The sequence below is a fragment of the Variovorax sp. Varisp85 genome (assembly GCF_047304045.1).
In the GTDB taxonomy this organism is placed as follows: domain Bacteria; phylum Pseudomonadota; class Gammaproteobacteria; order Burkholderiales; family Burkholderiaceae_C; genus Variovorax.
In genome coordinates, this window is sequence record NZ_JBGLYN010000001.1 from 40115 (window position 1) to 63514 (window position 23400).

General features: G+C 65.6%; 22 protein-coding genes. 21 read left to right on the forward strand and 1 reads right to left on the reverse strand.

The window, feature by feature from the left end; all coding sequences use genetic code 11:
• Positions 1-123: 123 nt before the first annotated feature.
• Positions 124-774 carry an outer membrane protein OmpA gene (ompA, locus tag ACCC97_RS00215; protein ID WP_007829381.1) on the reverse strand — a complete coding sequence of 217 codons (651 nt, stop codon included), beginning with the start codon at positions 772-774 and terminating at the stop codon, positions 124-126.
• A gap of 224 nt (positions 775-998) precedes the next feature.
• Between ompA and gyrA the strand changes: the two genes are divergently transcribed.
• The 21 genes from gyrA to mnhG all read left to right on the forward strand — a co-directional run bounded on the left by gyrA (position 999) and on the right by mnhG (position 23321).
• A complete protein-coding gene (gene gyrA / locus ACCC97_RS00220) occupies positions 999-3644 on the forward strand; it encodes a DNA gyrase subunit A (protein WP_007829380.1) in 2646 nt (881 codons plus the stop codon).
• Entirely contained in the window at positions 3641-4231 is a 591-nt protein-coding gene (locus ACCC97_RS00225; protein WP_007829373.1) for a DUF2059 domain-containing protein, read from the forward strand. The genes gyrA and ACCC97_RS00225 overlap by 4 nt, the downstream gene beginning before the upstream one ends.
• A gap of 7 nt (positions 4232-4238) precedes the next feature.
• Positions 4239-5369, forward strand: a complete 1131-nt coding sequence (gene serC, locus ACCC97_RS00230) for a 3-phosphoserine/phosphohydroxythreonine transaminase (protein WP_413314740.1) — start codon at positions 4239-4241, stop codon at positions 5367-5369.
• 24 nt (positions 5370-5393) lie between these two features.
• The gene (gene pheA / locus ACCC97_RS00235; protein WP_413314741.1) at positions 5394-6518 is read left to right on the forward strand and encodes a prephenate dehydratase; all 1125 of its coding nucleotides are present in this window, start codon (positions 5394-5396) and stop codon (positions 6516-6518) included.
• A gap of 19 nt (positions 6519-6537) precedes the next feature.
• A complete protein-coding gene (locus ACCC97_RS00240; RefSeq protein ID WP_007829368.1) occupies positions 6538-7428 on the forward strand; it encodes a prephenate dehydrogenase in 891 nt (296 codons plus the stop codon).
• A 1-nt stretch (position 7429) separates the two neighbouring features.
• Positions 7430-9442: a bifunctional 3-phosphoshikimate 1-carboxyvinyltransferase/cytidylate kinase gene (locus tag ACCC97_RS00245; RefSeq protein ID WP_413331320.1), complete on the forward strand. Its 2013-nt coding sequence runs from the start codon at positions 7430-7432 to the stop codon at positions 9440-9442.
• A gap of 231 nt (positions 9443-9673) precedes the next feature.
• Complete coding sequence (gene rpsA, locus ACCC97_RS00250) at positions 9674-11362, forward strand: 30S ribosomal protein S1 (RefSeq protein ID WP_007829366.1); 1689 nt, start codon at positions 9674-9676, stop codon at positions 11360-11362.
• Positions 11363-11440: 78 nt separating this feature from the next.
• Positions 11441-11767, forward strand: a complete 327-nt coding sequence (locus ACCC97_RS00255) for an integration host factor subunit beta (RefSeq protein ID WP_007829365.1) — start codon at positions 11441-11443, stop codon at positions 11765-11767.
• 57 nt (positions 11768-11824) lie between these two features.
• Entirely contained in the window at positions 11825-12160 is a 336-nt protein-coding gene (locus ACCC97_RS00260; protein WP_007829364.1) for a lipopolysaccharide assembly LapA domain-containing protein, read from the forward strand.
• Positions 12150-13319 carry a lipopolysaccharide assembly protein LapB gene (gene lapB / locus ACCC97_RS00265; RefSeq protein ID WP_413331321.1) on the forward strand — a complete coding sequence of 390 codons (1170 nt, stop codon included), beginning with the start codon at positions 12150-12152 and terminating at the stop codon, positions 13317-13319. Before ACCC97_RS00260 ends, lapB begins: the two co-directional genes overlap by 11 nt.
• Positions 13320-13457: 138 nt before the next feature.
• Positions 13458-13787, forward strand: coding sequence for a ComEA family DNA-binding protein (locus ACCC97_RS00270; protein WP_413331322.1), 330 nt, complete (start codon positions 13458-13460; stop codon positions 13785-13787).
• 145 nt (positions 13788-13932) lie between these two features.
• A complete protein-coding gene (locus ACCC97_RS00275) occupies positions 13933-14901 on the forward strand; it encodes a TRAP transporter substrate-binding protein (protein ID WP_413331324.1) in 969 nt (322 codons plus the stop codon).
• A 21-nt stretch (positions 14902-14922) separates the two neighbouring features.
• Positions 14923-15432 (forward strand): TRAP transporter small permease, encoded by a 510-nt coding sequence (locus ACCC97_RS00280; RefSeq protein ID WP_413314749.1) that lies wholly within the window; start codon positions 14923-14925, stop codon positions 15430-15432.
• Positions 15425-16726: a TRAP transporter large permease gene (locus ACCC97_RS00285; protein WP_413314750.1), complete on the forward strand. Its 1302-nt coding sequence runs from the start codon at positions 15425-15427 to the stop codon at positions 16724-16726. Before ACCC97_RS00280 ends, ACCC97_RS00285 begins: the two co-directional genes overlap by 8 nt.
• A 31-nt stretch (positions 16727-16757) precedes the next feature.
• Positions 16758-17138, forward strand: a complete 381-nt coding sequence (crcB, locus tag ACCC97_RS00290) for a fluoride efflux transporter CrcB (RefSeq protein WP_413314751.1) — start codon at positions 16758-16760, stop codon at positions 17136-17138.
• A 77-nt stretch (positions 17139-17215) separates the two neighbouring features.
• Positions 17216-20155, forward strand: a complete 2940-nt coding sequence (locus ACCC97_RS00295; protein ID WP_413331325.1) for a monovalent cation/H+ antiporter subunit A — start codon at positions 17216-17218, stop codon at positions 20153-20155.
• Complete coding sequence (locus tag ACCC97_RS00300; protein WP_007829346.1) at positions 20155-20505, forward strand: Na+/H+ antiporter subunit C; 351 nt, start codon at positions 20155-20157, stop codon at positions 20503-20505. Before ACCC97_RS00295 ends, ACCC97_RS00300 begins: the two co-directional genes overlap by 1 nt.
• A 41-nt stretch (positions 20506-20546) precedes the next feature.
• Complete coding sequence (locus tag ACCC97_RS00305; RefSeq protein WP_042672813.1) at positions 20547-22205, forward strand: monovalent cation/H+ antiporter subunit D; 1659 nt, start codon at positions 20547-20549, stop codon at positions 22203-22205.
• Positions 22202-22693, forward strand: coding sequence for a Na+/H+ antiporter subunit E (locus tag ACCC97_RS00310; protein ID WP_413331326.1), 492 nt, complete (start codon positions 22202-22204; stop codon positions 22691-22693). The genes ACCC97_RS00305 and ACCC97_RS00310 overlap by 4 nt, the downstream gene beginning before the upstream one ends.
• Entirely contained in the window at positions 22690-22968 is a 279-nt protein-coding gene (locus ACCC97_RS00315; RefSeq protein ID WP_007829342.1) for a K+/H+ antiporter subunit F, read from the forward strand. Before ACCC97_RS00310 ends, ACCC97_RS00315 begins: the two co-directional genes overlap by 4 nt.
• Positions 22965-23321 carry a monovalent cation/H(+) antiporter subunit G gene (gene mnhG, locus ACCC97_RS00320; RefSeq protein WP_007829341.1) on the forward strand — a complete coding sequence of 119 codons (357 nt, stop codon included), beginning with the start codon at positions 22965-22967 and terminating at the stop codon, positions 23319-23321. Before ACCC97_RS00315 ends, mnhG begins: the two co-directional genes overlap by 4 nt.
• Positions 23322-23400 lie beyond the last annotated feature (79 nt).

The window sequence follows — 23400 nt, forward strand, 5'->3', positions numbered from 1 at the left end:
ATGAAACGAGCAATGACCGATAAGCACCGTGTCGGCTTTGCCGACAAAAGATCAATCGCGAATTCGACGGCCATAAAAAAACCCCGCCTAGGCGGGGTTTTCATGATCGATGGAATCGACTGATTAGTTGGCGCGAGTGCCGACCACTTCGATTTCCACGCGACGGTTCTTGGCACGGCCTTCCTTGGTGCGGTTGTCAGCCACAGGCTGCTTCTCGCCCTTGCCTTCGGTGTAGACGCGGTTGCGTTCGATGCCCTTCGAGACCAGGAAGGCCTTGACGGCTTCGGCGCGACGCACCGACAGACGCTGGTTGTAGGCGTCCGTACCGATCGAATCGGTGTGGCCCACAGCGATGATGACTTCGAGGTTCACGCCACGGATCTTCTCGACCAGATCGGTCAGCTTGGCGCGACCTTCGGGCTTCAGAACCGACTTGTCGAAGTCGAAGAAGGCGTCAGCAGCGAAGGTCACCTTGTTGGCAGCGACTTGCGGCGCGGCCGGTGCGGCCGGAGCAGCAGGGGTCGGAGCAACAGCAGCCGGAGCAGCAGGAACCAGAGCGCCGTCGCAACCAGCGGCAGCCGTAGCCGGCGTCCAGTTGGCATCGCGCCAGCACAGTTCATTCGTGCCGTTCTTCCAAACCAGTTCGCCGGTGCCGTTTTGCCAGTTGTCGATCGTAGGACCGCCGTCCGCAGCGGTGACACGGGTCTGCGCGCCGGCGGCAGTGGCGAGCGCAGCGACTGCAAACATCATCGCCACTTTATTCAGTTTCTTCATGGTTCTCCTCTTGGGGAAAAAGCCGCAGCCGCGCTGCGAATCAAGGACGCTTTAAGTGACCACCACCCAAAACGTTGAGGCGATTGTGCCATAGGGTCTTTGGCAAACAGGCCGCTGGACAGCCCGGAAGCGTAGGACGGAGGCGGAATAGGCCGCTTGTGTTGCGGCGGTGCGACACCCCTCACAGCGTAAAATTTCGCCTTCCTGCCGCCAGCCCCTTGCTCATGACCTCCTTCGCAAAAGAAACCCTGCCCATCAGTCTCGAAGAGGAAATGCGCAGCAGCTATCTCGATTACGCCATGAGCGTGATCGTGGGCCGAGCGCTCCCCGACGCCCGCGATGGCCTCAAGCCCGTGCACCGGCGCGTGCTGTACGCGATGCATGAGCTCAACAACGATTGGAACCGGCCATACAAGAAGTCGGCCCGTATCGTCGGCGACGTGATCGGTAAATATCACCCGCACGGCGACCAGTCGGTCTACGACACCATCGTGCGACTGGCCCAGGATTTCTCGATGCGCCACATGCTGGTCGACGGCCAGGGCAACTTCGGGTCGGTCGATGGAGACAACGCGGCCGCAATGCGGTATACGGAAATCCGGCTGGCCAAAATTGCGCACGAAATGCTGGCCGATATCGATAAGGAAACTGTCGACTTTCAGGACAATTACGACGGTTCGGAAAAAGAACCGAAAGTGCTGCCCAGCCAGTTGCCGAATTTGCTGGTCAATGGCTCCGGCGGTATTGCGGTCGGTATGGCCACCAATATCCCGCCGCACAACCTGAATGAGGTTGTCGACGCCTGCCTGCACCTGCTGCGCAACCCCGAAGCCAGCATCGACGAGCTGATGGAAATCGTGCCAGCGCCCGACTTCCCCACCGCCGGCATCATCTACGGCATCAACGGCGTGAAGGACGGCTACCGCACCGGCCGCGGCAAGGTCGTGATGCGCGCCAAATGCCACTTCGAGGACATCGACCGCGGCCAGCGCCAGGCGATCATCGTCGACGAGCTCCCCTACCAGGTCAACAAGAAGACGCTGCAGGAACGCATGGCCGAGCTGGTGCACGAGAAGAAGATCGAAGGCATCAGCCACATCCAGGACGAGTCCGACAAGTCGGGCATGCGCCTGGTGATCGAGCTCAAGCGCGGCGAAGTGCCCGAGGTGGTGCTCAACAACCTCTACAAGCAGACGCAGCTGCAGGACACCTTCGGCATCAACATGGTGGCGCTGGTCGACGGCCAGCCCAAGCTGTGCAACCTGAAGGACCTGATCCAGGTATTCCTGCAGCACCGCCGCGAAGTGGTCACGCGCCGCACCGTCTTCACGCTGCGCAAGGCCCGCGAACGCGGCCACGTGCTCGAAGGCCTGGCGGTGGCGCTAGCCAACATCGACGAATTCATCCGCATCATCCGCGAATCGCCCACGCCACCCGTTGCCAAGGCCGAGCTGATGACCCGCAGCTGGGACAGCAAGCTGGTGCGCGAAATGCTCACGCGCACGCGCGCCGACGGCGGCGTGATCAACGCGGACGACTACCGCCCCGAAGGCCTCGAGCGCGAGTTCGGCATGGGCGGCGACGGCCTCTACCGCCTGTCGGAAACGCAAGCCCAGGAAATCCTGCAGATGCGCCTGCAGCGCCTGACCGGCCTCGAGCAGGACAAGATCGTCGCCGAATACAAGGACGTGATGGCCGAGATCGACGACCTGCTCGACATCCTCGCCAAGCCCGAACGCGTCTCGACCATCATTGGCGAAGAACTCGGCACCATCAAGCAGGAGTTCGGCCAGTCGAAGACCGGCGCGCGCCGCAGCCTGGTGGAGCACAGCGCCTACGACCTCTCGACCGAAGACCTGATCACGCCGACCGACATGGTCGTCACGCTCTCGCACAGCGGCTACATCAAGAGCCAGCCGCTGGGCGAATACCGCGCACAAAAACGCGGTGGTCGCGGCAAGCAGGCCACGGCCACGAAGGAAGACGACTGGATCGACCAGCTTTTCATCGCCAACACGCACGACTACATCCTGTGCTTCTCGAACCGCGGCCGGCTGTATTGGCTCAAGGTGTGGGAAGTGCCGGCGGGTTCACGCGGCTCGCGCGGACGCCCCATCGTCAACATGTTCCCGCTGCAGGAAGGCGAGAAGATCAACGTCGCCCTCGCCCTGACCGGCGATAAGCGCAACTTCCCGGCCGACCAATACGTATTCATGGCAACCTCGATGGGCACGGTCAAGAAGACGGCGCTCGACGAGTTCAACAATCCGCGCAAGGGCGGCATCATTGCCGTGAACCTCGATGAAGGCGATTACCTGATCGGCGCGGCACTCACCGACGGCAAGCACGACGTGATGCTCTTCAGCGACAACGGAAAAGCCGTGCGCTTCGACGAGGAAGACGTCCGGCCGCTGGGCCGCAACGCCCGCGGCGTGCGCGGCATGTCGCTGGAGCCGGGCCAGGGCGTGATCGCCATGCTGGTGGCCGAGGACGAGCAGCAAAGCGTGCTCACCGCCACGGAAAATGGTTACGGAAAGCGGACAAGCATTACCGAATACACCCGCCACGGCCGGGGAACCAAAGGCATGATCGCGATTCAACAGAGTGAGCGCAACGGCAAGGTCGTTGCCGCCACTCTGGTGCATGCGGATGATGAGATCATGCTCATCACCGACAAGGGCGTGCTGGTGCGCACCCGGGTTGCCGAAATTCGCGAACTTGGTCGCGCAACGCAAGGCGTTACGCTGATCGGGCTCGACGAAGGCGCCAAACTCAGCGGGCTACAACGTATCGTCGAAAACGACGCGAATGGCGAAACCGAGCCTGACGCGGACGGTACTTCCTCATCTTCAACGGAGAATCCTCAGTGAAAAAAATCAAACTCGCGCTTCTGACGGTCGCCCTGGCTGGCAGTTCGATGGCCGCCATGGCCCAGGACAAGGCCACGCTCATCAAGCAGTTCATCGACATCCAGCGCCCCGGCATCGAATCGCTGGCACGCGGCCTGGTCGAGCAATCGAGCGCTCCGATCGCACAGGCGGGTTCGCAGTACCTCCAGACGCAAGTGCCTGAAGCCAAGCGCGAAGCCGCCGCCAAGGCTGCCGACGCCGAACTGAAGAAGTACTTCGACGAGACCTATCCGATCGTTCGCGACAAGGCCATTCAACTGGCCCCAGGCGCCCTTACCCCTCTGCTTGAGCAGAACTTCAACGAAGACGAACTCAAGCAGCTGCTGGCCTGGATCAACTCGCCCCTGAGCAAGAAGTACCAGGACCTGAACCCGAAGATGCAGACCGCACTGACGGAAAAGCTCGTGTCCGACACGCGCGCCTCGGTCGAACCCAAGATGCGCGCACTCGACACCGCCGTCGCCAAGGCACTCGGCGCGCCGACCGACGGTGCTGCCCAAGGCTCCGCTCCCGCCAAGGCACCTGCCAAGGCTCCAGCCAAGAAGTAAAAGCAACGTGACCCAGCAGCAGACGCCGGCCGGCAAGCGCCCCTACAACTTCTCGGCCGGTCCGGCTGCCATGCCGGAGGCGGTGCTGCAACGCGCCGCCGCCGAAATGCTCGATTGGCAGGGCAGCGGCATGAGCGTGATGGAAATGAGCCATCGCGGCAAGGAATTCGGCACCATCTGCACGCAGGCCGAAGCCGACTTCCGCACGCTGCTGGCCGTGCCTTCGCATTTCCACATCCTGTTCATGCAGGGTGGCGGCCTTGGCGAAAACGCCATCGTGCCGATGAACCTGTCGCGCGGCAAAACCGCCGATTTCGTCCTCACCGGCAGCTGGAGCATCAAGTCGCACAAGGAAGCGCAGCGCTATTGCACGGCGCGCGTGGCCGCGAGCAATGCCGAGGACCAGCATACGAAGCTGCCCGATCCGTCGACCTGGCAACTCTCCAAGGATGCCTCGTACGTGCACGTATGCTCCAACGAGACCATCAACGGCATCGAATTCCAGCAACTGCCCGACCTGGCCGCGCTCGGCAGCAATGCCCCGCTGGTCATCGATTTTTCCTCGCACGTTGCTTCGCGCAGCGTCGACTGGGGCCGCGTGGGCCTTGCCTTCGGCGGCGCACAAAAGAATCTCGGTCCCGCCGGCCTGACGATCGTGGTCGTGCGCGACGATCTGCTGGGCCACGCTCTCGAGATTTGCCCGAGCGCGTTCAACTACAAGACCGTGGCCGACAACAACTCCATGTACAACACCCCGCCGACCTGGGGCATCTACATGGCGGGGCTCACGTTCCAATGGCTGCTGCAGCAGACCGAAGGCACGCACACCGGCATCGCCGCCATGGAGCAGCGCAACATCGCCAAGGCGAAGCTGCTGTACGGTTTCATCGACGGCTCCGACTTCTATGCCAACCGCATCGACCCCGGCTGCCGCTCGCGCATGAACGTGCCGTTTTTCCTGGCGGACGAAAGCCGCAACGAAGCTTTCCTGGCCGGCGCGCGCGAGGCCGGGCTGCTGCAGCTCAAGGGCCACAAGTCGGTGGGCGGCATGCGTGCAAGCATCTACAACGCCATGCCGCTGGCAGGCGTACAGGAACTTGTGAGCTACATGCGAGAATTCGAGCGATCGCATGCCTAGGCGCATGCCCTAGCTGCTCGCACGATGACCGCCTCCACACCCACAACGCCCTCTTCTCCTTCCGATAAATCAGAAAGCCTCGCCGATCTGCGCGTGCAGATCGACTCGCTCGACCAGCAGCTGCTGAGCCTGCTCAACGAACGGGCCCATGTTGCCGAACTGGTCGGCGAGGTGAAGAAGCGCGAGGGCACGCCGTTCTTCCGCCCCGACCGCGTGGCGCAGGTCATCGAGAAGATGAAGAAAAGCAATGGCGGTCCGCTCAAGGATCTCCATGTGGCGGCCATATGGCGCGAAATCATGTCGGCCTGCCTGGCGCTCGAATCGCCGCAACGCGTGGCCGTTCTCGGCCCCGAAGGCACTTTCTGCGAGCAGGCGGCCATCGAGTACTTCGGCGGCGCCGCCGACCTGATCTATTGCGCCAGCTTCGACGAGGTGTTCCACGCCACCGCCGCGGGCAGCGCCCAGTACGGCGTCGTCGGCGTCGAGAACTCGACCGAAGGCGTGGTCACGCGCTCGCTCGACCTGTTCCTGCATTCGCCCACCCACGTGGTCGGTGAAGTCAGCCTGCTGGTGCGCCACCACCTGCTGCGCAGCAGCAATTCGCTCGAAGGCATCGAGGCCGTGCTGGCCCATCCACAGGCGCTCGCGCAATGCCAGACCTGGCTGTCCAAGCACCTGCCCAACGCCGAGCGGCGCGCCGTATCGAGCAACGCCGAAGGCGCCCGCCTCGCGGCGACCAACCCGGCCTGGGCCGCGCTGGCCGGCGAACGCGCTGCCACCCGCTTCGGCCTGCACATCGTGGCGCATGCCATCCAGGACGACTCGTACAACCGCACCCGCTTCTCGGTGATCTGCCTGCCGCAGACGCTGGCCATGCCACCGGCCTCGGGCCGTGACTGCACGAGCCTGATCGTCTCGGTGCCCAACCGGCCCGGCGCGGTGCACGACCTGCTGGTGCCGCTGAAGGCCAACAACGTGTCAATGACGCGTTTCGAGTCGCGTCCCGCGCGCACCGGCCAGTGGGAGTACTACTTCTACATCGACCTCGACGGTCACCCTTCGCAGCCCAACGTGGCCGCGGCGCTGGCCGAACTGCGCGGACTCTGCGCCTTCTACAAGGTGCTGGGCGCCTATCCCGTCAAGGCCTGAGCGGCAGGCAAGCAGAAGCATGTTCGAACAACTGGGACTGATCGGCTGCGGCCTGATGGGCGGCTCGTTTGCGCTCGCACTCAAGCGCGCGAAACTGGTGAAACGCGTGGTGGGCTACAGCAAGTCGCCCTCCACCACCGAGCGGGCGCGCCAGCTGGGCGTGATCGACGTGGTGGCGCCTTCGGCGCTGCTGGCGGTATCGGGCGCCGACATCGTGTTGCTGGCGGTGCCGGTGGCGGCGTCGGAAGCCACATTCAAGGCCATCCGCCATGGCATTTCGAGCGAAACGCTCGTGATGGACGTGGGCTCGACCAAGGGCGACGTGATCGAGGCCGCACGCAACGGCCTGCAGAAGCAGTTCGCGAACTTCGTGCCGGCACATCCGATTGCCGGCAAGGAGCTCTCGGGCATCGAGCATGCAGAGGCTTCGCTTTTCACCGGCCGCCAGGTCGTGCTGACGCCCGTCAAGACCACGCTGCGCTCCAATGTGCAGCGGGCCTCGCAGGCATGGAGCGGCATCGGCGCGCACGTCGTCACCATGACGCACGACGAGCACGACGCCGCCTTCGCCGCCGTGAGCCACCTGCCGCACCTGCTGGCCTTCGCGTACACCAACGCCATCGCCAGCCAGCCGCAGGGCGACCGGTTCCTGAGCCTCGCGGGCCCAGGCTTTCGCGACTTCTCGCGCATTGCCGCCAGCGACCCCGTCATGTGGCGCGATGTGCTGCTGGCCAACCGCGAACAGGTGCTGCAGCAGTCGAAGGCCTTCCGCAAGGCGCTGGAAGACCTTGAAGCACTGATGACCGCAGGCGACCTGCAGGCACTGGAGCAATCCATCGCCGCCGCCAGCAAGACCCGCGCGGCCTGGAAGCCGGCGACCGACACCTCGTCGCAGCAGCAGGACAACTGAGATGTTCTCGACGGCCTTCCTCGATCTCCCGCCTCTCGCAGGCGCGGCCGGCACGGTCCGGCTGCCGGGCTCCAAGAGCATTTCCAACCGCGTGCTGCTGCTCGCCGCGCTCGCGAGCGGCACCACCACGATCCACGACCTGCTGGACTCCGACGACACGCGCGTGATGCTCGACGCCCTGCGCGCGCTCGGCTGCGGCATCGACCCTGCGGGCAGCGCGCTGCGCATCACCGGCCTGGGCGGGAAGCTGAAGCCCAACGAAACGCTGCTGCCGCTGTTCCTCGGCAATGCCGGCACCGCGATGCGCCCGCTGACCGCGGCGCTGTCGCTGCTGGGCGGCGAGTTCGAGCTCAGCGGCGTGCCGCGCATGCACGAGCGCCCGATCGGCGACCTCGTCGATGCACTGACTCAGCTTGGCTGCCGCATCGACTATCTCGGCAACCCCGGCTACCCGCCCCTGCGCATCCACCCCGTGCCGCACGGCGAACTCGCGCTCGATGCGCCGATCCGCGTCCGCGGCGACGTGTCGAGCCAGTTCCTCACTGCCTTGCTGCTGGCGCTGCCGCTTGCGGCAGCCGACGACATCGTGATCGAGGTGATCGGCGAGCTGATCTCCAAGCCCTACATCGAGATCACGCTGAACCTGCTGGCGCGCTTCGGCATCCAGGTGCAGCGCGACGGCTGGGAGCGTTTCACCATTCCCGCAGGCAGCCGCTACAGCTCGCCGGGCGACATTCACGTCGAGGCCGATGCTTCCTCTGCTAGCTATTTCATAGCGCTGGGCGCCATCGCAACAGGCGTCTCGGGCAAGAACGGCATCCGGATCGAGGGCGTGGGCGCCGATTCGATACAGGGCGACATCCGCTTCATCGACGCCGCCCGCCAGATGGGTGCGCTGGTCGACAGCGGCCCGAACTGGCTCGAAGTACGCCGCGGGGCGTGGCCGCTCAAGGCCATCGACCTCGACGCCAACCACATCCCCGACGCCGCGATGACGCTGGCCGTGATGGCGCTCTACGCCGACGGCCCGAGCACGCTGCGCAACATCGCGAGCTGGCGCGTGAAGGAAACCGACCGCATCGACGCCATGGCCAACGAGCTGAAAAAGCTTGGCGCCGCCGTCGAAGCGGGCCCCGACTTCATCCGCGTGCACCCGCTGGCGCAGTCCGGCTGGCTACCGGCAAGCATCCGCACCTACGACGATCACCGCGTGGCCATGTGCTTCTCGCTGGCGGCCTTCAACCCGGCCGGCGTGCCGGTGCGCATCCTCGATCCGCACTGCGTCGCCAAGACCTTCCCCGATTACTTCGAGACCCTGTTCTCGGTGGCCGAGGCCGCCGAGGTGCCGGTGATCTGCATCGACGGCCCGACCGCCTCCGGCAAGGGCACGCTGGCCGCCGAAGTGGCGCGCCTGCTGGGCTACCACTACCTCGATTCGGGCTCGCTGTACCGCGTGACCGGCCTCGCCATGCGCCGCGCCGGCCTGGACGCCAATGCCGCGAACGAACCGCAGATCGCCACCCTCGCCGCCGCGCTGCCCTTGCAGTTCACCGAGGGAAAGGTGCTGCTGGACGGGGAAGACGTAAGCGACGACATCCGCACCGAAGCCGCCGGCATGGACGCCTCGCGCGTCTCCGCGCTGCCCGCCGTGCGCGAGGCGCTGCAGGACCTGCAGCACCGCTTCCGCCGCCTGCCCGGCCTGGTGGCCGACGGGCGCGACATGGGCACCGTGATCTTCCCCGATGCGGAGCTCAAGGTGTTCCTCACGGCCGGCGCCGCCCAGCGTGCCGAACGGCGCCATAAGCAGTTGATTTCAAAGGGCATTTCGACTACACTCGACAGTCTTCGCTCCGACTTGGAAGCACGCGACGCCCGGGACTCTTCCCGAAGCGTGGCACCTCTGAAGCCGGCGCAAAACGCTCGCCACCTCGACAACTCCCAGCTGTCAATCGAACAATCGATCGACACGGTGTTGAACTGGTGGCAAGAAATTCAACCGTTCAAGCCCGCTTGAGCGGTTGAAGTGCAGCTCTTCAAGTCCGCTTGAGGGGCTCGCGCCAACCGGGTTTTCCGGGTTGGCGCCTACCGCTCCGGCAGGCTCCTTCCGCGCGACAGCGCACCGGCCTGCTGGTTGTTCAACCAACCGGGCTCATGCCCACAACCAACCGCCGTCTACAGACCCACAGCAGCCGCACGCAATTTCGCATGAGCGCCTGCCAACCCTGCATGACGGAAGGAACCATAAATGTCTGAATCTTTTGCCGACCTATTCGAAGAGTCCCTGAAGCGTTCCGAAATGCGCACCGGCGAGGTCATCACGGCCGAAGTCGTGCGTGTCGAACACAACCACGTCGTGGTCAACGCCGGCCTGAAGTCCGAAGCGTATGTGCCGATCGAAGAGTTCAAGAACGACAAGGGCGAACTCGAAGTCCAGGCCGGCGATTTCGTTTCCGTTGCCATCGGCAGCGTTGAAAACGGCTACGGCGACACCATCCTCTCGCGCGACACCGCCAAGCGTCTGGCTTCGTGGCTCGCCCTGGAGAAGGCCCTGGAATCGGGCGACTTCGTCACCGGTACCACCAGCGGCAAGGTCAAGGGCGGCCTGACCGTGCTCGTCAACGGCATCCGCGCATTCCTGCCGGGCTCGCTGATCGACACGCGTCCGATCAAGGACCTGACCCCGTACGAGAACAAGACCCTCGAATTCAAGGTCATCAAGCTCGACCGCAAGCGCAACAACGTCGTGCTGTCGCGCCGTGCCGTGGTCGAAGCCAGCATGGGCGAAGAACGCGCCAAGCTGATGGAAACGCTGAAGGAAGGCGCAGTCGTGCGCGGCGTGGTCAAGAACATCACCGAATACGGTGCGTTCGTGGACCTCGGCGGCATCGACGGCCTGCTGCACATCACCGACATGGCATGGCGCCGTGTTCGCCACCCGAGCGAAGTCGTTCAGGCCGGCCAGGAAATCACCGCCAAGATCCTCAAGTTCGACACCGAGAAGAACCGTGTCTCGCTGGGTCTCAAGCAAATGGGTGACGACCCGTGGATGGGCGTTTCGCGCCGCTACCCGCAATCGACCCGCCTGTTCGGCAAGGTCACGAACATTGCCGACTACGGCGCGTTCGTCGAACTCGAACCCGGCATCGAAGGCCTGGTGCACGTCTCTGAAATGGACTGGACCAACAAGAACATCGCTCCGAACAAGATCGTCTCGCTGGGCGACGAAGTCGAAGTCATGGTCCTCGAGATCGACGAAGACAAGCGCCGCATCAGCCTGGGCATGAAGCAGTGCAAGGCCAACCCGTGGCAAGAGTTCGCGCAGAACACCAAGCGTGGCGACCGCGTCAAGGGCCCGATCAAGTCGATCACCGACTTCGGCGTGTTCGTGGGTCTGGCTGCCGGCATCGACGGTCTGGTTCACCTCTCGGACCTCTCGTGGAACGAAGCCGGCGAAACCGCCGTTCGCAACTACAAGAAGGGCCAGGAAGTCGAAGCGATCGTGCTGGCTGTGGATGTCGACCGCGAGCGCATCTCGCTGGGCATCAAGCAACTCGACAGCGACCCGTTCACCACGTTCACCACCGTGAACGACAAGGGCCAGATCGTGACCGGCAAGGTCAAGACCGTGGACGCCCGCGGCGCTGAAATCGACCTCGGCGAAGACATCATCGGCTACCTGCGTGCTTCGGAAATCTCGCGCGACCGCGTCGAAGATGCCCGCAACGTGCTCAAGGAAGGCGACGAAGTCACCGCCATCGTCGTGAATGTGGATCGCAAGACCCGCAACATCCAGCTGTCGATCAAGCAGAAGGACATGGTCGACGAACAAGGCGCCATGGCCAGCCTGAGCCAGCAGTCGGCACGCGAAAACGCGGGCACGACGAGCCTGGGCGCCCTGCTGCGCGCCAAGCTCGACAACAACGACAGCAAGTAAGCTGAGTCCGAAGACAGAGCAGGCCCTGGGGCCGCTCTGTCTTTTTTTTCGTCCACGTTTTTCGTTTATGTTCGGCCTATGACCCGCTCAGACCTTGTCGAAGAACTCGCAGCGCGCTTTGCACAGCTCACACACCGCGATGCCGAATACGCCGTCAAGACCATCCTCGACGCGATGAGCGACGCGCTGGTGCGCGGGCACCGCATCGAGATCCGCGGCTTCGGCAGCTTCTCGGTCAACCGGCGTCCGCCGCGCATCGGCCGCAATCCGCGTTCGGGCGAGAGTGTGCAGATTCCCGAGAAACGTGTGCCGCACTTCAAGCCCGGCAAGGCGCTGCGCGAGGCCGTGGATGCACGCACCGCGGAGCTCGACGCCGGCAAGGAAACCAAGGGCCGCAAGGCCTGACCGGCGGCCCGTCCCGACGGTCGCAAACGTAGAATCGTCCCGCCAACGGGAACGTGCATGAAATACCTCCTGTGGCTGCTCAAGGCAGCCATTTTTTTTACGCTCTTTGCTTTCGCGCTGAACAACCAGCACGACGCAACCGTCTATTTCTTCTTCGGCACCTACTGGCGCGCGCCGTTGGTGCTCGTCGTGCTCGCGGCCTTCGCCGGCGGGCTCGTGGTGGGCGCGCTCGGCATGCTGCCGGGCTGGTGGAAGCATCGCACCGCAGCGGCGCAACTGCCCGCCGCCTCCGAGGCCCAGCCATCCGCGCCGTCGGTCGCCACGAGCACTCCTGCATCGGCGCCGTCCATCTCCGCCACCGACCTTCCCGCCGTACGTCAACATGGACTTTGATCCCAGCTGGCTGTTGATCAGCCTGCCCGTCGCCTTCGTGCTGGGCTGGCTCGCATCGCGCTTCGACATCCGCCAGCTCAAGCTCGAAAACAGGCAAGCACCCAAGGCCTACTTCCGCGGTCTCAACTTCCTGCTCAACGAGCAGCAGGATCAGGCCATCGACGCCTTCATCGAGGCCGTGCAGAACGACCCCGACACGCAGGAGCTGCACTTCGCGCTCGGCAATCTCTTTCGCCGCCGCGGCGAGTACCAGCGCGCGGTGCGCGTGCACGAGCACCTGCTGGGCCGAGGCGACCTGAGCCGCAGCGACCGCGAACGCGCGCAGCACGCGCTGGCACAGGACTTCCTGCGCGCCGGCCTGCTCGACCGCGCCGAAGCCGCACTGCAGAAGCTCGAAGGCACGCGCTACGAGAACGAGGCGCGGCTGTCTCTGCTGGCCATCTACGAGCGCTCGCGCGAATGGGCGCAGGCCGCCGACGTAGCGCAGAAGCTCGACGAGTCCGACCAGGCCAGCTACAGCACGCGCCGCGCGCATCACCTCTGCGAGCAGGCGACCGAGCACGTGGCGGCAGGCGACCTGTCGAGCGCGGCGAAGCTGCTCGCGCAGGCCGTTGAACTTGCGCCGCAAGCACCGCGCCCCGCCATCGACACAGCCAACCTGCAGTTGCGCAAAGGCGAAGCGGCCGCGGCCTTCGACACGCTCGTGGCCCTGAGCGACACGGCGCCGCTGGCGCTGCCGCTCTATGCGGCCACACTGCAGCAGGCCGCCGTGGCCGCGCACCGCCAAGGCGAGGCGCTCGCGCTGCTGCAACGCCGCTACGTGGAGTCGCCGTCGATCGACGTGCTCGAAGCACTGATGGCGCTCGGTGGCACACCGACCGCCACCACCGAAGAACCCAACCCCACGCCGCGCGATGGCTACATCGCACATCTTGCACAGCAGCCCTCGCTGGTCGCTGCCTCGCGCTGGCTCGCGGGCGAACACTTCGAACACCAGCAGTTCCATCCGCAGGTGCAGCGCGCGCTCGACCAGGCTACGCGGCCACTCATGCGCTATCGCTGCGCTGCTTGCGGCTTCGAGGCGCACCAGTACTTCTGGCACTGCCCCGGCTGCCAGGCCTGGGACAGCTATCCGCCGCGCCGCGTCGAAGAACTCTGATCACATTTTTGAACAATGGTCACGTGGCGGCCGGTGCGGCTTCCACGGGTCAACGCGCTTCTTTTGTGCCTCGTTGAGCCTGGGCCGGCGCTCTTGTCGGCTGTCAGTCATATCAACAAGACAAAGGGAGTTCCCATCATGTTCAAGAAAATCCTGGCCGCGACGGCCATGCTGTTCGCGGCCGTTTCGTTCGCCGCCGTCGACGTCAACAAGGGCACGGCCGCCGATCTCGACGGTGTCAAGGGCGTCGGCCCTTCCATGTCCAAGCGCATTCTCGACGCGCGCAAGGAAGGCGAGTTCAAGGACTGGCCCGACCTCATGCAGCGCGTGAAGGGCGTCAAGGAAAAGAAGGCCGCCAAGCTGTCAGCCGAAGGCCTGACGGTCAATGGCCAGGCCTTCGGTGGAGCGGCAGCTGCCGCTCCCAAGGAAGGCAAGACAGGCAAGGTAGCCAAGGCCGCCAAGCCCTGATTTCCTACCCGGTCCCATAGCAAGCAAGCCGCCTGTGGGCGGCTTTTTTCATGCATGCACCAAGGCAGGGAAATGCCTCAGGGATGGTCCGGATTTTGCTCGTATGCTCGTTTTCGTTTTCACTTTCATACGTTCCGGAGAGCTCATGAATCACAAGTTCGGCATCGCCCTCGCTGGCCTGACCCTTGGCGCCGCAGCCTTCGCGCAGACCAAGTGGGACCTGCCCACCGCCTACCCGGCGAGCAACTTCCACACCGAGAACGTCACCCAGTTCGCGAGCGACGTGGACAAGGGCAGCGGCGGCAAGCTCAAGATCACGGTGCACGCCAATGCCTCGCTGTTCAAGGCACCCGAGATCAAGCGCGCAGTGCAGGGTGGCCAGGCGCAGCTCGGCGAGATCCTCCTCGTGAACTACCAGAACGAATGGCAGCTGTTCGGTGCCGACGGCATCCCGTTCCTGGCCGACAGCTACGACGCCGCCTGGAAGCTCTACCAGGCACAGAAGCCTGTGCTCGAGAAGAAGCTGGCCGAGCAAGGCATCGTGCTGCTCTACACGGTCGCCTGGCCGCCGCAAGGCATCTTCGTGAAGAAGGAAATTGCATCGGCCGCCGACCTGAAGGGAGTGAAGTGGCGCGCCTACAGTCCCGCCACCGCGCGCATCGGCGAACTCGTCGGCGCGCAGCCCGTCACGGTGCAGCAGGCCGAGCTCTCGCAGGCCATGGCCACGGGCGTGATCGAGTCGTACATGTCCTCGGGGTCGACCGGCTACGACACCAAGACCTACGAATACATCAAGAACTTCTACGACACCCAGGCCTGGCTGCCGAAAAACGCGATGCTCATGAACAAGAAGGCCTTCGATGCGCTCGACAAGCCCACGCAGGGCGCGGTGCTCAAGGCGGCGGGGGAGGCCGAGAAGCGCGGGTGGGACCTGTCGAAGAAAAAGAACCTCGAATACCTCGACCTGCTCAAGAAGAACGGCATGACGGTGCACGTGCCCTCCGCACAGCTCAAGGCCGACATGAAGAAGGTCGGCGACACCATGCTCAAGGAGTGGACCGAGAAGGCCGGTGCCGAGGGCCAGGCCGTCGTCGACGCCTACAAGAAGATGTGAGGCGGACTCGAACTGCACCCGATGCGCAAGACACTTGACCTTCTCTACACGAGTGCCGCCGCATTGGCGGCGCTCTTCATGGTCGCCCTGCTGGCGATGGTCCTCCTGTCCATCCTCGGCCGCCAGCTTCACTTCAACATTCCCGGCATCGATGCCTACGCCGGCTACCTGATGGCCGGCGCGGGCTTCCTGGCGCTCGCGCACACGCTCAAGCGCGGGGAGCACATCCGCGTGACGCTGGTGCTGCAGACCCTGCCGCCCGCGGCGCAGCGCTGGCTCGAGCGCTGGGCGATGGCCGCCGCGGCGCTCCTCGCGCTGCTGTTCGCCTGGTACAGCGTGCGCCTTGCCTGGCAGTCGTTCGACTTCCACGACATCTCCACCGGCAACGACGCCACCCCGCTGTGGATGCCGCAACTGTCTATGGCGCTCGGCGCCATCGTCTTTGCCGTCGCGTCGCTGGACGAACTCGTGATCGAGTGGCGTGGCCGCCCCGCCAAGGCCGTCGAGACGGAGGCCCTTCGCCATGAGTGACCTCGTCGTCGCAGGCCTCCTGATCGCCGCGCTGTTCCTGATCCTCGGCAGCGGCGTCTGGATCGGCCTCACGCTCTCGGGCGTGGCATGGATCGCCATGCAGATCTTCTCGTCGCGCTCCGCCGGCGACGCCATGGCCGTGACCATCTGGGGATCGGCCTCGAGCTGGACGCTCACCGCGCTGCCGCTGTTCGTGTGGATGGGCGAGATCCTGTTTCGCACCCGTCTCTCGCAGGACATGTTCAAGGGTCTCGCACCCTGGATGCAAAGCCTGCCGGGCCGGCTGCTGCACACCAACGTGGTGGGCTGCGCGGTGTTTGCCGCGGTCTCCGGGTCGAGCGCGGCCACTTGCGCCACCATCGGCAAGATGAGCCTGCCCGAACTCAAGCGCCGCGGCTACCCCGACGACATGGTCATCGGCACGCTGGCCGGCGCGGGCACGCTCGGCCTCTTGATTCCGCCGTCGATCATCATGATCGTCTACGGGGTGAGCGCGGACGTATCGATCGCTCGGCTGTTCATCGCGGGCGTCATCCCGGGCATCATGCTTGCGCTGCTGTTCTCGGGCTACATCGTGTTCTGGGCGCTGCGCCACCCCGACCGCGTCCCGCCGGCCGACGCGAAGCTTCCTTTCATGGAAAAGCTCAAGGCCTCGATGTCGCTGATCCCGGTGGCCCTGCTCATCCTGTCGGTGCTCGGCTCCATCTATGCGGGCATCGCCACCGCCACCGAGGCGGCGGCCGTGGGCGTGGTCGGCGCGATGATCATCTCGGGCGCGCAGGGCTCGCTCACCTGGCAAAGCTTCAGGGACGCGTTGCTGGGAGCCACGCGGCTGTACTGCATGATGGCGCTGATCCTCGCGGGCGCGGCCTTCCTCACGCTGGCCATGGGCTACATCGGCCTGCCGCGGCACCTGGCCGAATGGATCGGCTCGCTGGGCCTGTCGAAGTTCCAGCTCATCCTGGCGCTGGCTGCCTTCTACATCGTGCTGGGCTGCTTCCTCGACGGCATCTCGATGGTGGTGCTGACCATGGGCGTGATCATGCCGACGGTCACAGCAGCCGGCATCGATCCGGTCTGGTTCGGCATCTTCGTCGTGCTGGTGGTCGAGATGGCGCAGATCACGCCACCCGTGGGCTTCAACCTGTTCGTGCTGCAAGGCATGACCGGCAAGGATCTGCTCTACATCGCGCGCGTCACCTTGCCGATGTTCTTCCTGATGGTCGCGGCCGTGCTGATCATCTACTTCGTGCCGCAGTTGGTGACCTGGCTGCCGCAACAGATGGCGCCCTGAAACCGCGGGGCGACGCGCCGACAATAGACGCATGCTTCTTCTACCGATTCTTGCCATCTGCATCGGCGCCTCGATCGGCGCCCTGGCCCGCTGGGGCCTTGCCCTCTGGTTGGGCATGGGCGGCCTCATGCCCTGGGGCACGCTGGCTGCCAACCTGATCGGCGGCTACCTCATCGGCGTGGCCGTTGCCACCTTCCAGCTGCTGCCCGACCTGGATCCGGTCTGGCGGCTCGCGCTGATCACCGGCTTCCTCGGCGGCCTCACCACCTTCTCGAGCTTCTCCATCGAGGTCACCACCATGCTGCTCGAAGGCCGGCTGGGCGTGGCCATGGTCACGGCCTCGGCCCACCTGGGCGGCTCGCTCTTCTTCACTTGGCTCGGCATCCGGACCGTGCGGATCTTCTCGGCTTGAACAGGGCATAAATGCGCCTTATGTCTTGCGGTTATGGATAGGGCTTCCCAAAGGGTCGATCGATAGAATCGATCCCAATGCCTCTGGTCTTTCTCGTCGCACTCCCCTTCATTGCCAGCGTGCTGGCCGCGTTGATGCCATCCAACGCGCGCAACAGGGAGTCGACCCTCGCGGGACTGGTCGCACTGGGCTGCGCGATACAGACCGCGTGGCTCTTTCCGCAGATCGCGCACGGCAACGTGCTGCGGCAGGAGATCGAATGGCTCCCGGCCCTCGGCCTCAACCTCGTGTTCCGCATGGACGGCTTCGCCTGGCTGTTCTGCATGCTTGTGCTGGGCATCGGCGCGCTGGTGGTGCTCTATGCGCGCTACTACATGTCGGCCTCCGACCCGGTGCCGCGCTTCTTCTCGTTCTTCCTCGCGTTCATGGGCGCGATGATGGGCGTGGTGCTCTCCGGCAACCTGATCCAGATGGCGCTGTTCTGGGAGCTCACCAGCCTCTTCTCCTTCCTGCTGATCGGCTACTGGCACCACCGCCGCGATGCGCGGCGCGGGGCGCGCATGGCGCTCACCGTCACCGGCGCGGGCGGGCTGTGCCTGCTGGCCGGCGTGCTGGTGCTGGGCCGCATCGTCGGAAGCTACGAGCTCGACGTGGTGCTGGCATCGGGTGACCTCATCCGCGCGCATGTGCTCTACCCGGCCGCGCTGGTGCTGGTGCTGCTCGGCGCCTTCACCAAGAGCGCGCAGTTCCCGTTCCACTTCTGGCTGCCGCGCGCCATGGCCGCGCCCACGCCGGTCTCGGCCTACCTGCATTCGGCCACCATGGTGAAACTCGGCGTGTTCCTCATGGCGCGGCTGTGGCCCGTGCTCTCGGGCACCGAGCAGTGGTTCTGGATGGTGGGCGGCGCGGGTGCGGTCACGCTGCTGCTCGGCGGCTTCATTGCCATGTTCCAGCGCGACCTGAAGGCACTGCTGGCCTATTCGACCATCTCGCATCTCGGGCTCATCACGCTGCTGCTGGGCCTCAACAGCCCGTTGGCGGCAGTGGCGGCGGTGTTCCACGTCATGAATCACGCGACCTTCAAGGCATCGCTGTTCATGGCGGCCGGCATCATCGACCACGAGAGCGGCACGCGCGACATCCGCAAGCTCAGCGGCCTGCTGCGGCTGATGCCGATCACCGGCACGCTGGCCATCATCGCCAGCGCCTCGATGGCCGGCGTGCCGCTGCTCAACGGATTCCTGTCGAAGGAGATGTTCTTCGCCGAGACGGTGTTCATCCAGTCCACGCCATGGATCGACTGGAGCCTGCCGATCATCGCCACCGTCGCGGGCGTCTTCACCGTGGCCTACTCCGCCCGCTTCGTGTTCGACGTGTTCTTCGGTCCGCCCTGCGGCCCCGACGTGCCCAGGCAACCGCATGAGCCGCCGCACTGGATGCGCGTGCCGGTCGAGCTTCTGGTGCTGCTGTGCCTGGTCGTGGGCGTGGCGCCGGCCTGGTCCATCGGCCCGCTGCTGGCGGCGGCCGCGGCGCCCGTGGTGGGCGGCACGCTGCCCGAGTACAGCCTGGCCGTATGGCACGGTTTCAACCTGCCGCTCGCGATGAGCTTCGTGGCGCTGGCGGGCGGCGCCGCGCTCTACCTGCTGCAGCGCAGCCGGCGCGCGGACGGCGGTCTCACGCACACGCCGCTGCTGCACCGCTTCGACGGCCAGACCATCTTCGAACACCTGCTCGCGCTGCTGAGCGAGGCGGGCCGGCGCAGCCGCCGCCTGCTCGGCACGCGGCGCATGCAGTGGCAGTTGCTGCTGCTGGTTGTCGTGGCCATCGCGGGCGCCGCGGCCTCGCTGTGGGCCACGCCCGCTGCGCCCGGCACGCGCGAGCTGCTGCCCTTCTCGCCGATGTTCGCCATGACCTGGATCATCGGCGGCACCTGCGCGCTGGCCGCCGCGTGGCAGGCCAAGTTCCACCGGCTCGCGGCGCTGATGCTGGCTTCGGGCGCCGGGCTTGTCTCGTGCGTGACCTACATCTGGTTCTCCGCGCCCGACCTCGCGCTGACGCAGCTGGTGGTCGAGGCCGTGACCACCGTGCTGATCCTGCTGGGGCTGCGCTGGCTGCCGATGCGCAGCAAGGACGCCGTGCAGCCCGCGCGCGCACGGCTGCGGCCCTGGGGCCGGCGCGGGCGCGACCTGCTGGTGGCGACTGTCGCCGGCGGCGGCATGGCGATGCTGGCCTGGGCCATGATGACGCGCGAGTTCCCGCAGAGCATCTCGCCCTTCTTCCTTGAACGCGCGCTCACCGAAGGCGGCGGCACCAACGTGGTCAACGTGATGCTGGTCGACTTCCGGGGCTTCGACACTTTCGGCGAGATCACGGTGCTCGGCGTGGTGGCGCTCACCGTGTATGCGCTGCTGCGGCGCTTCCGCCCCGCGATCGAATCGATGGCCCTGCCCATACAGCAGCGCCTGCAGGTCGACGACGGCAGCAGCGACCTGCTGAACCCGCGCCGCGCCAAGGACACCGCCGTCGGCTACCTGATGGTGCCGGCCGTGCTGGTGCGGCTGCTGCTGCCGCTGGCGGTGCTGGTGTCGGTCTACTTCTTCATGCGCGGCCACAACGCGCCGGGCGGCGGCTTCGTCGCGGGGCTGGTGATGTCGGTGGCGCTGGTGCTGCAGTTCATCGTCTCGGGCACCGAATGGGTCGAAGAGCACTTGCGCATCTATCCGCGCCGCTGGATCGCCATCGGCCTGCTGTTCGCGCTCGCCACCGGCAGCGGTGCGGTGTTCTTCGGCTACCCCTTCCTGACCACGCACACCGCGCACGTTCACCTGCCGCTGCTGGGCGAGGTGCATGTGCCCAGCGCCCTCTTCTTCGACATCGGCGTGTTCGCGCTGGTGCTCGGCGCCACCATGCTGATCCTCACCGGGCTGGCCCACCAGTCGATAAGAAGCCACCGCTGGGCCGACGAGCAAGCAGAGAGAGAGGCCGAAGCCAAGGCCGCCGCAGAGGGAGCCCGCTGATGGAAATCGTGCTCGCACTTGCCATCGGCGTGCTCACCGGCTCGGGCGTGTACATGCTGCTGCGCCCACGCACCTTCCAGGTCATCATGGGCCTGACGCTGATCTCGTACGCGGTCAATCTCTTCATCTTCAGCATGGGCCGGCTCAAGGTCGACAGCGAGCCGGTGCTCGTCCAAGGCTTCACCGCCACGCTGGCGAACACGGCCGACCCGATGCCGCAGGCCCTGGTACTGACCGCCATCGTGATCGGCTTCGCGATGACGGCGCTGTTCCTCGTGGTGATGCTCGCCTCGCGCGGCCTCACCGGCACCGACCATGTGGACGGTGAAGAGCGGCAGGAGGCAGAGTGAAGGAGATCTCCCATCTGCTCGACAGGTTGCTCGAGTTCGGCATGCCGCATTTGGTGGCGGTGCCGATCCTCGTGCCCATGCTCACGGCCGCGCTGATGCTGATGCTTGGCGAGCGCCGGCGGCGCACCAAATCGGCCCTCAGCGTGGTGTCGGGCCTCGTCGGCCTGCTCGCCGCGCTTGCATTGCTGCGCTGGGTCAACGCGGCCGACACCGGCGGCGGCCCCGGATCCATCGGCGTCTACCTGCCGGGCAACTGGCGCGCGCCCTTCGGCATCGTGCTGGTGGCCGACCGGCTCTCGACCATGATGGTCACGCTCACCGGGGTCATCGCATTTGCCGCATCGATCTACTCGACCTCGCGCTGGGACCGTGCGGGCGTGCATTTCCATCCGCTGCTGCAGCTGCAGCTCATGGGCCTGAACGGTGCCTTCCTCACGGGCGACCTGTTCAACCTGTTCGTCTTCTTCGAGGTCATGCTCGCAGCCTCGTACGGCCTGCTGCTGCACGGCTCCGGCCGGCTGCGCGTGCAGGCCGGGCTGCACTACGTCGCGATCAATCTCGCGGCCTCGTCGCTGTTCCTGATCGGCGCGGCCATCCTCTACGGCGTGACCGGCACGCTCAACATGGCCGACCTCGGCGTGCGCATCGCCGAACTCGCGCCGGGAGACCGCGGGCTGGTGCATGCGGCGGCAGCCATCCTCGCGACAGCCTTCTTCGCGAAGGCCGGCGCATGGCCGCTCAACTTCTGGCTGGTACCGGCCTACAGCGCGGCGGTGTCGCCCGTGGGCGCAGTGTTCGCTCTGCTGACCAAGCTCGGCATCTACACGATCCTGCGGCTGTGGACCGTGCTCTTCGCGCCCGACACCGGCGACTCGGCGGCCTTCGGGCAGGCCGCGCTGGTGGGTACCGGCCTTGCCACGCTGTTCGTCGGCGCCCTCGGCATCGTCGGCACCCAGCGGCTGTCGAACCTCGCGGGCTTCAGCGTGCTGGTGTCGGCCGGTACCCTGCTCGCGGCGCTCGGACTCGGACGGCCGGCCGTGTGGGCGGGCGCGCTGTACTACCTGCTGAGCTCCACGCTCGCGGTCAGCGCCTTCTTCCTGCTGACCGACATGATCGAACGCTGGCGCAACGCCGGCATGAGCGTCGCACCGCACGAGGCGGCCGGCAACGCCCCCTTCCTCGCCGAAGACCTGCGCGCGCTCGACAACGTGAACCTCGACGACGAGGCGCAAGCGCTCTACGGCCGCGCGATTCCCGCCGGCGTGGCCTTCCTCGGCCTGAGCTTCGTGGGCTGCACGCTGCTGCTCGCGGGCCTGCCGCCGCTGTCAGGCTTCATCGGCAAGTTCGCGATGCTCTCGGGCTTGCTCGGCGCAAAGGCGCTCGGCACCGCCAGCTGGATCTTCCTCGCGCTGCTGATCGTCTCCGGTTTTCTCTCGCTGATCGCCCTGAGCCGCACCGGCATCCGCCATTTCTGGACGCAGCTCCACCCCACCATGCCTTCGCTGCCCGCGCTCGAAGTGCTGCCGGTGGCCGGACTTCTCGCGGCCTGCGTGGCGCTGACCGTGTGGGCCGAGCCCGTGATGCAGCACGCCAGGGCCACGGCGGAGGGCCTGAAGACCCCCACGGCTTACCGCAACGCGGTGCTGGGCGCCAGGCAGATACCGAACCCAGTGAAGAAAAAGGAAGGCACGGCCCCATGAAGCGCCTTCTGCCTTCCCCGCCGCTGTCGTTCGCGCTGTTCATTGTCTGGCTGCTGCTCAACCAGTCGCTCGATGCGGCCACGCTGCTGGCAGCCCTGGTCCTCGCCATCGCCGTGCCGTTGCTCACCAAGGGCCTGCGTCCGGCGGCGGTACGCATGCGCCGGCCTGGCGTCGCGCTGCGGCTGTCCTTCATCGTGACCTTCGACATGCTGAAGTCGGCGTACGACGTGGCCCGCCTGCTGCTCACGCGGCGCACCTCGCGCATCGGCTCGAAGTTCGTGCAGATTCCGCTCGACATGCGCGACCCCAACGGGCTCGCGGTGCTGGCGATGATCATGTGCCTCACGCCCGGCACGGCCTGGGGCGAAGTGTCGTTCGACCGCAGCACGCTGCTGATCCACGTGTTCGACCTCGACGACGATGCTGCCTTCATTGCGCTGATCAAGCAGCGCTACGAACGCCCCCTGATGGAGATCTTCGAGCTATGACACCCATCCTCTTCTGGGCCCTGAAATTCGCGCTCTTCCTGCTGGCCGTGGCCATGCTGTGCGCGCTCTCCCGGCTGCTGATCGGCCCGAGCGCGCAGGACCGCGTGATGGCGCTCGACTGCCTCTACATCAACGGCATGCTGATGATGCTGGTGCTGGGCATCGTCTACGCGAGCAACGTCTACTTCGAGGCGGCGATGCTGATCGCGCTGTTCGGCTTCGTGGGTTCCACGGCGATGGCCAAGTTCCTGCTGCGCGGGGAGGTGATCGAATGACGGACTTCATCGCAGGCCCGCTGCCGCTGTGGGCCGAGATCGTCACCGCCGTGTTCGCCGTGCTGGGCGCAGCTTTCGCAGCCATCGGCTCGTTCGGCCTGATCCGGCTGCCCACCTTCTTCCGTCGCATCCATGCGCCCACATTGGGCGCGACGGTAGGCGTGTGGTGCATGACCGTGGCCACCATCGTGTACTTCTCGGTGCAGGGCTTCAGCCTGTTCCTGCACGCGGTGCTGATCGTGCTGTTCATCGCACTCACGGCGCCGATCACCACCATCTTCCTGATGCGCGCGGCGCTGTTCCGCGAGCGGCAGAAGGGTGGCGATGTGCCGCCTGAGGCGAAGTCGGGCTGACTTGTCTGTGTCTGCGTAGTTTCGGGGCGCGATCGTTCAGAGCAAACGCCGCGCCCATCGTGCTCAGGGCACCCCGAAT

Coding starts and splice junctions, on each gene's coding strand:
- ompA (WP_007829381.1), bottom strand. CDS start 774: ATGAAGAAACTGAATAAAGTGGCGATGATGTTTGCAGTCGCTGCGCTC.
- gyrA (WP_007829380.1), top strand. CDS start 999: ATGACCTCCTTCGCAAAAGAAACCCTGCCCATCAGTCTCGAAGAGGAA.
- pheA (WP_413314741.1), top strand. CDS start 5,394: ATGACCGCCTCCACACCCACAACGCCCTCTTCTCCTTCCGATAAATCA.
- ACCC97_RS00240 (WP_007829368.1), top strand. CDS start 6,538: ATGTTCGAACAACTGGGACTGATCGGCTGCGGCCTGATGGGCGGCTCG.
- ACCC97_RS00245 (WP_413331320.1), top strand. CDS start 7,430: ATGTTCTCGACGGCCTTCCTCGATCTCCCGCCTCTCGCAGGCGCGGCC.
- rpsA (WP_007829366.1), top strand. CDS start 9,674: ATGTCTGAATCTTTTGCCGACCTATTCGAAGAGTCCCTGAAGCGTTCC.
- ACCC97_RS00255 (WP_007829365.1), top strand. CDS start 11,441: ATGACCCGCTCAGACCTTGTCGAAGAACTCGCAGCGCGCTTTGCACAG.
- ACCC97_RS00260 (WP_007829364.1), top strand. CDS start 11,825: ATGAAATACCTCCTGTGGCTGCTCAAGGCAGCCATTTTTTTTACGCTC.
- lapB (WP_413331321.1), top strand. CDS start 12,150: ATGGACTTTGATCCCAGCTGGCTGTTGATCAGCCTGCCCGTCGCCTTC.
- ACCC97_RS00270 (WP_413331322.1), top strand. CDS start 13,458: ATGTTCAAGAAAATCCTGGCCGCGACGGCCATGCTGTTCGCGGCCGTT.
- ACCC97_RS00275 (WP_413331324.1), top strand. CDS start 13,933: ATGAATCACAAGTTCGGCATCGCCCTCGCTGGCCTGACCCTTGGCGCC.
- ACCC97_RS00280 (WP_413314749.1), top strand. CDS start 14,923: ATGCGCAAGACACTTGACCTTCTCTACACGAGTGCCGCCGCATTGGCG.
- ACCC97_RS00285 (WP_413314750.1), top strand. CDS start 15,425: ATGAGTGACCTCGTCGTCGCAGGCCTCCTGATCGCCGCGCTGTTCCTG.
- crcB (WP_413314751.1), top strand. CDS start 16,758: ATGCTTCTTCTACCGATTCTTGCCATCTGCATCGGCGCCTCGATCGGC.
- ACCC97_RS00295 (WP_413331325.1), top strand. CDS start 17,216: ATGCCTCTGGTCTTTCTCGTCGCACTCCCCTTCATTGCCAGCGTGCTG.
- ACCC97_RS00300 (WP_007829346.1), top strand. CDS start 20,155: ATGGAAATCGTGCTCGCACTTGCCATCGGCGTGCTCACCGGCTCGGGC.
- ACCC97_RS00305 (WP_042672813.1), top strand. CDS start 20,547: ATGCCGCATTTGGTGGCGGTGCCGATCCTCGTGCCCATGCTCACGGCC.
- ACCC97_RS00310 (WP_413331326.1), top strand. CDS start 22,202: ATGAAGCGCCTTCTGCCTTCCCCGCCGCTGTCGTTCGCGCTGTTCATT.
- ACCC97_RS00315 (WP_007829342.1), top strand. CDS start 22,690: ATGACACCCATCCTCTTCTGGGCCCTGAAATTCGCGCTCTTCCTGCTG.
- mnhG (WP_007829341.1), top strand. CDS start 22,965: ATGACGGACTTCATCGCAGGCCCGCTGCCGCTGTGGGCCGAGATCGTC.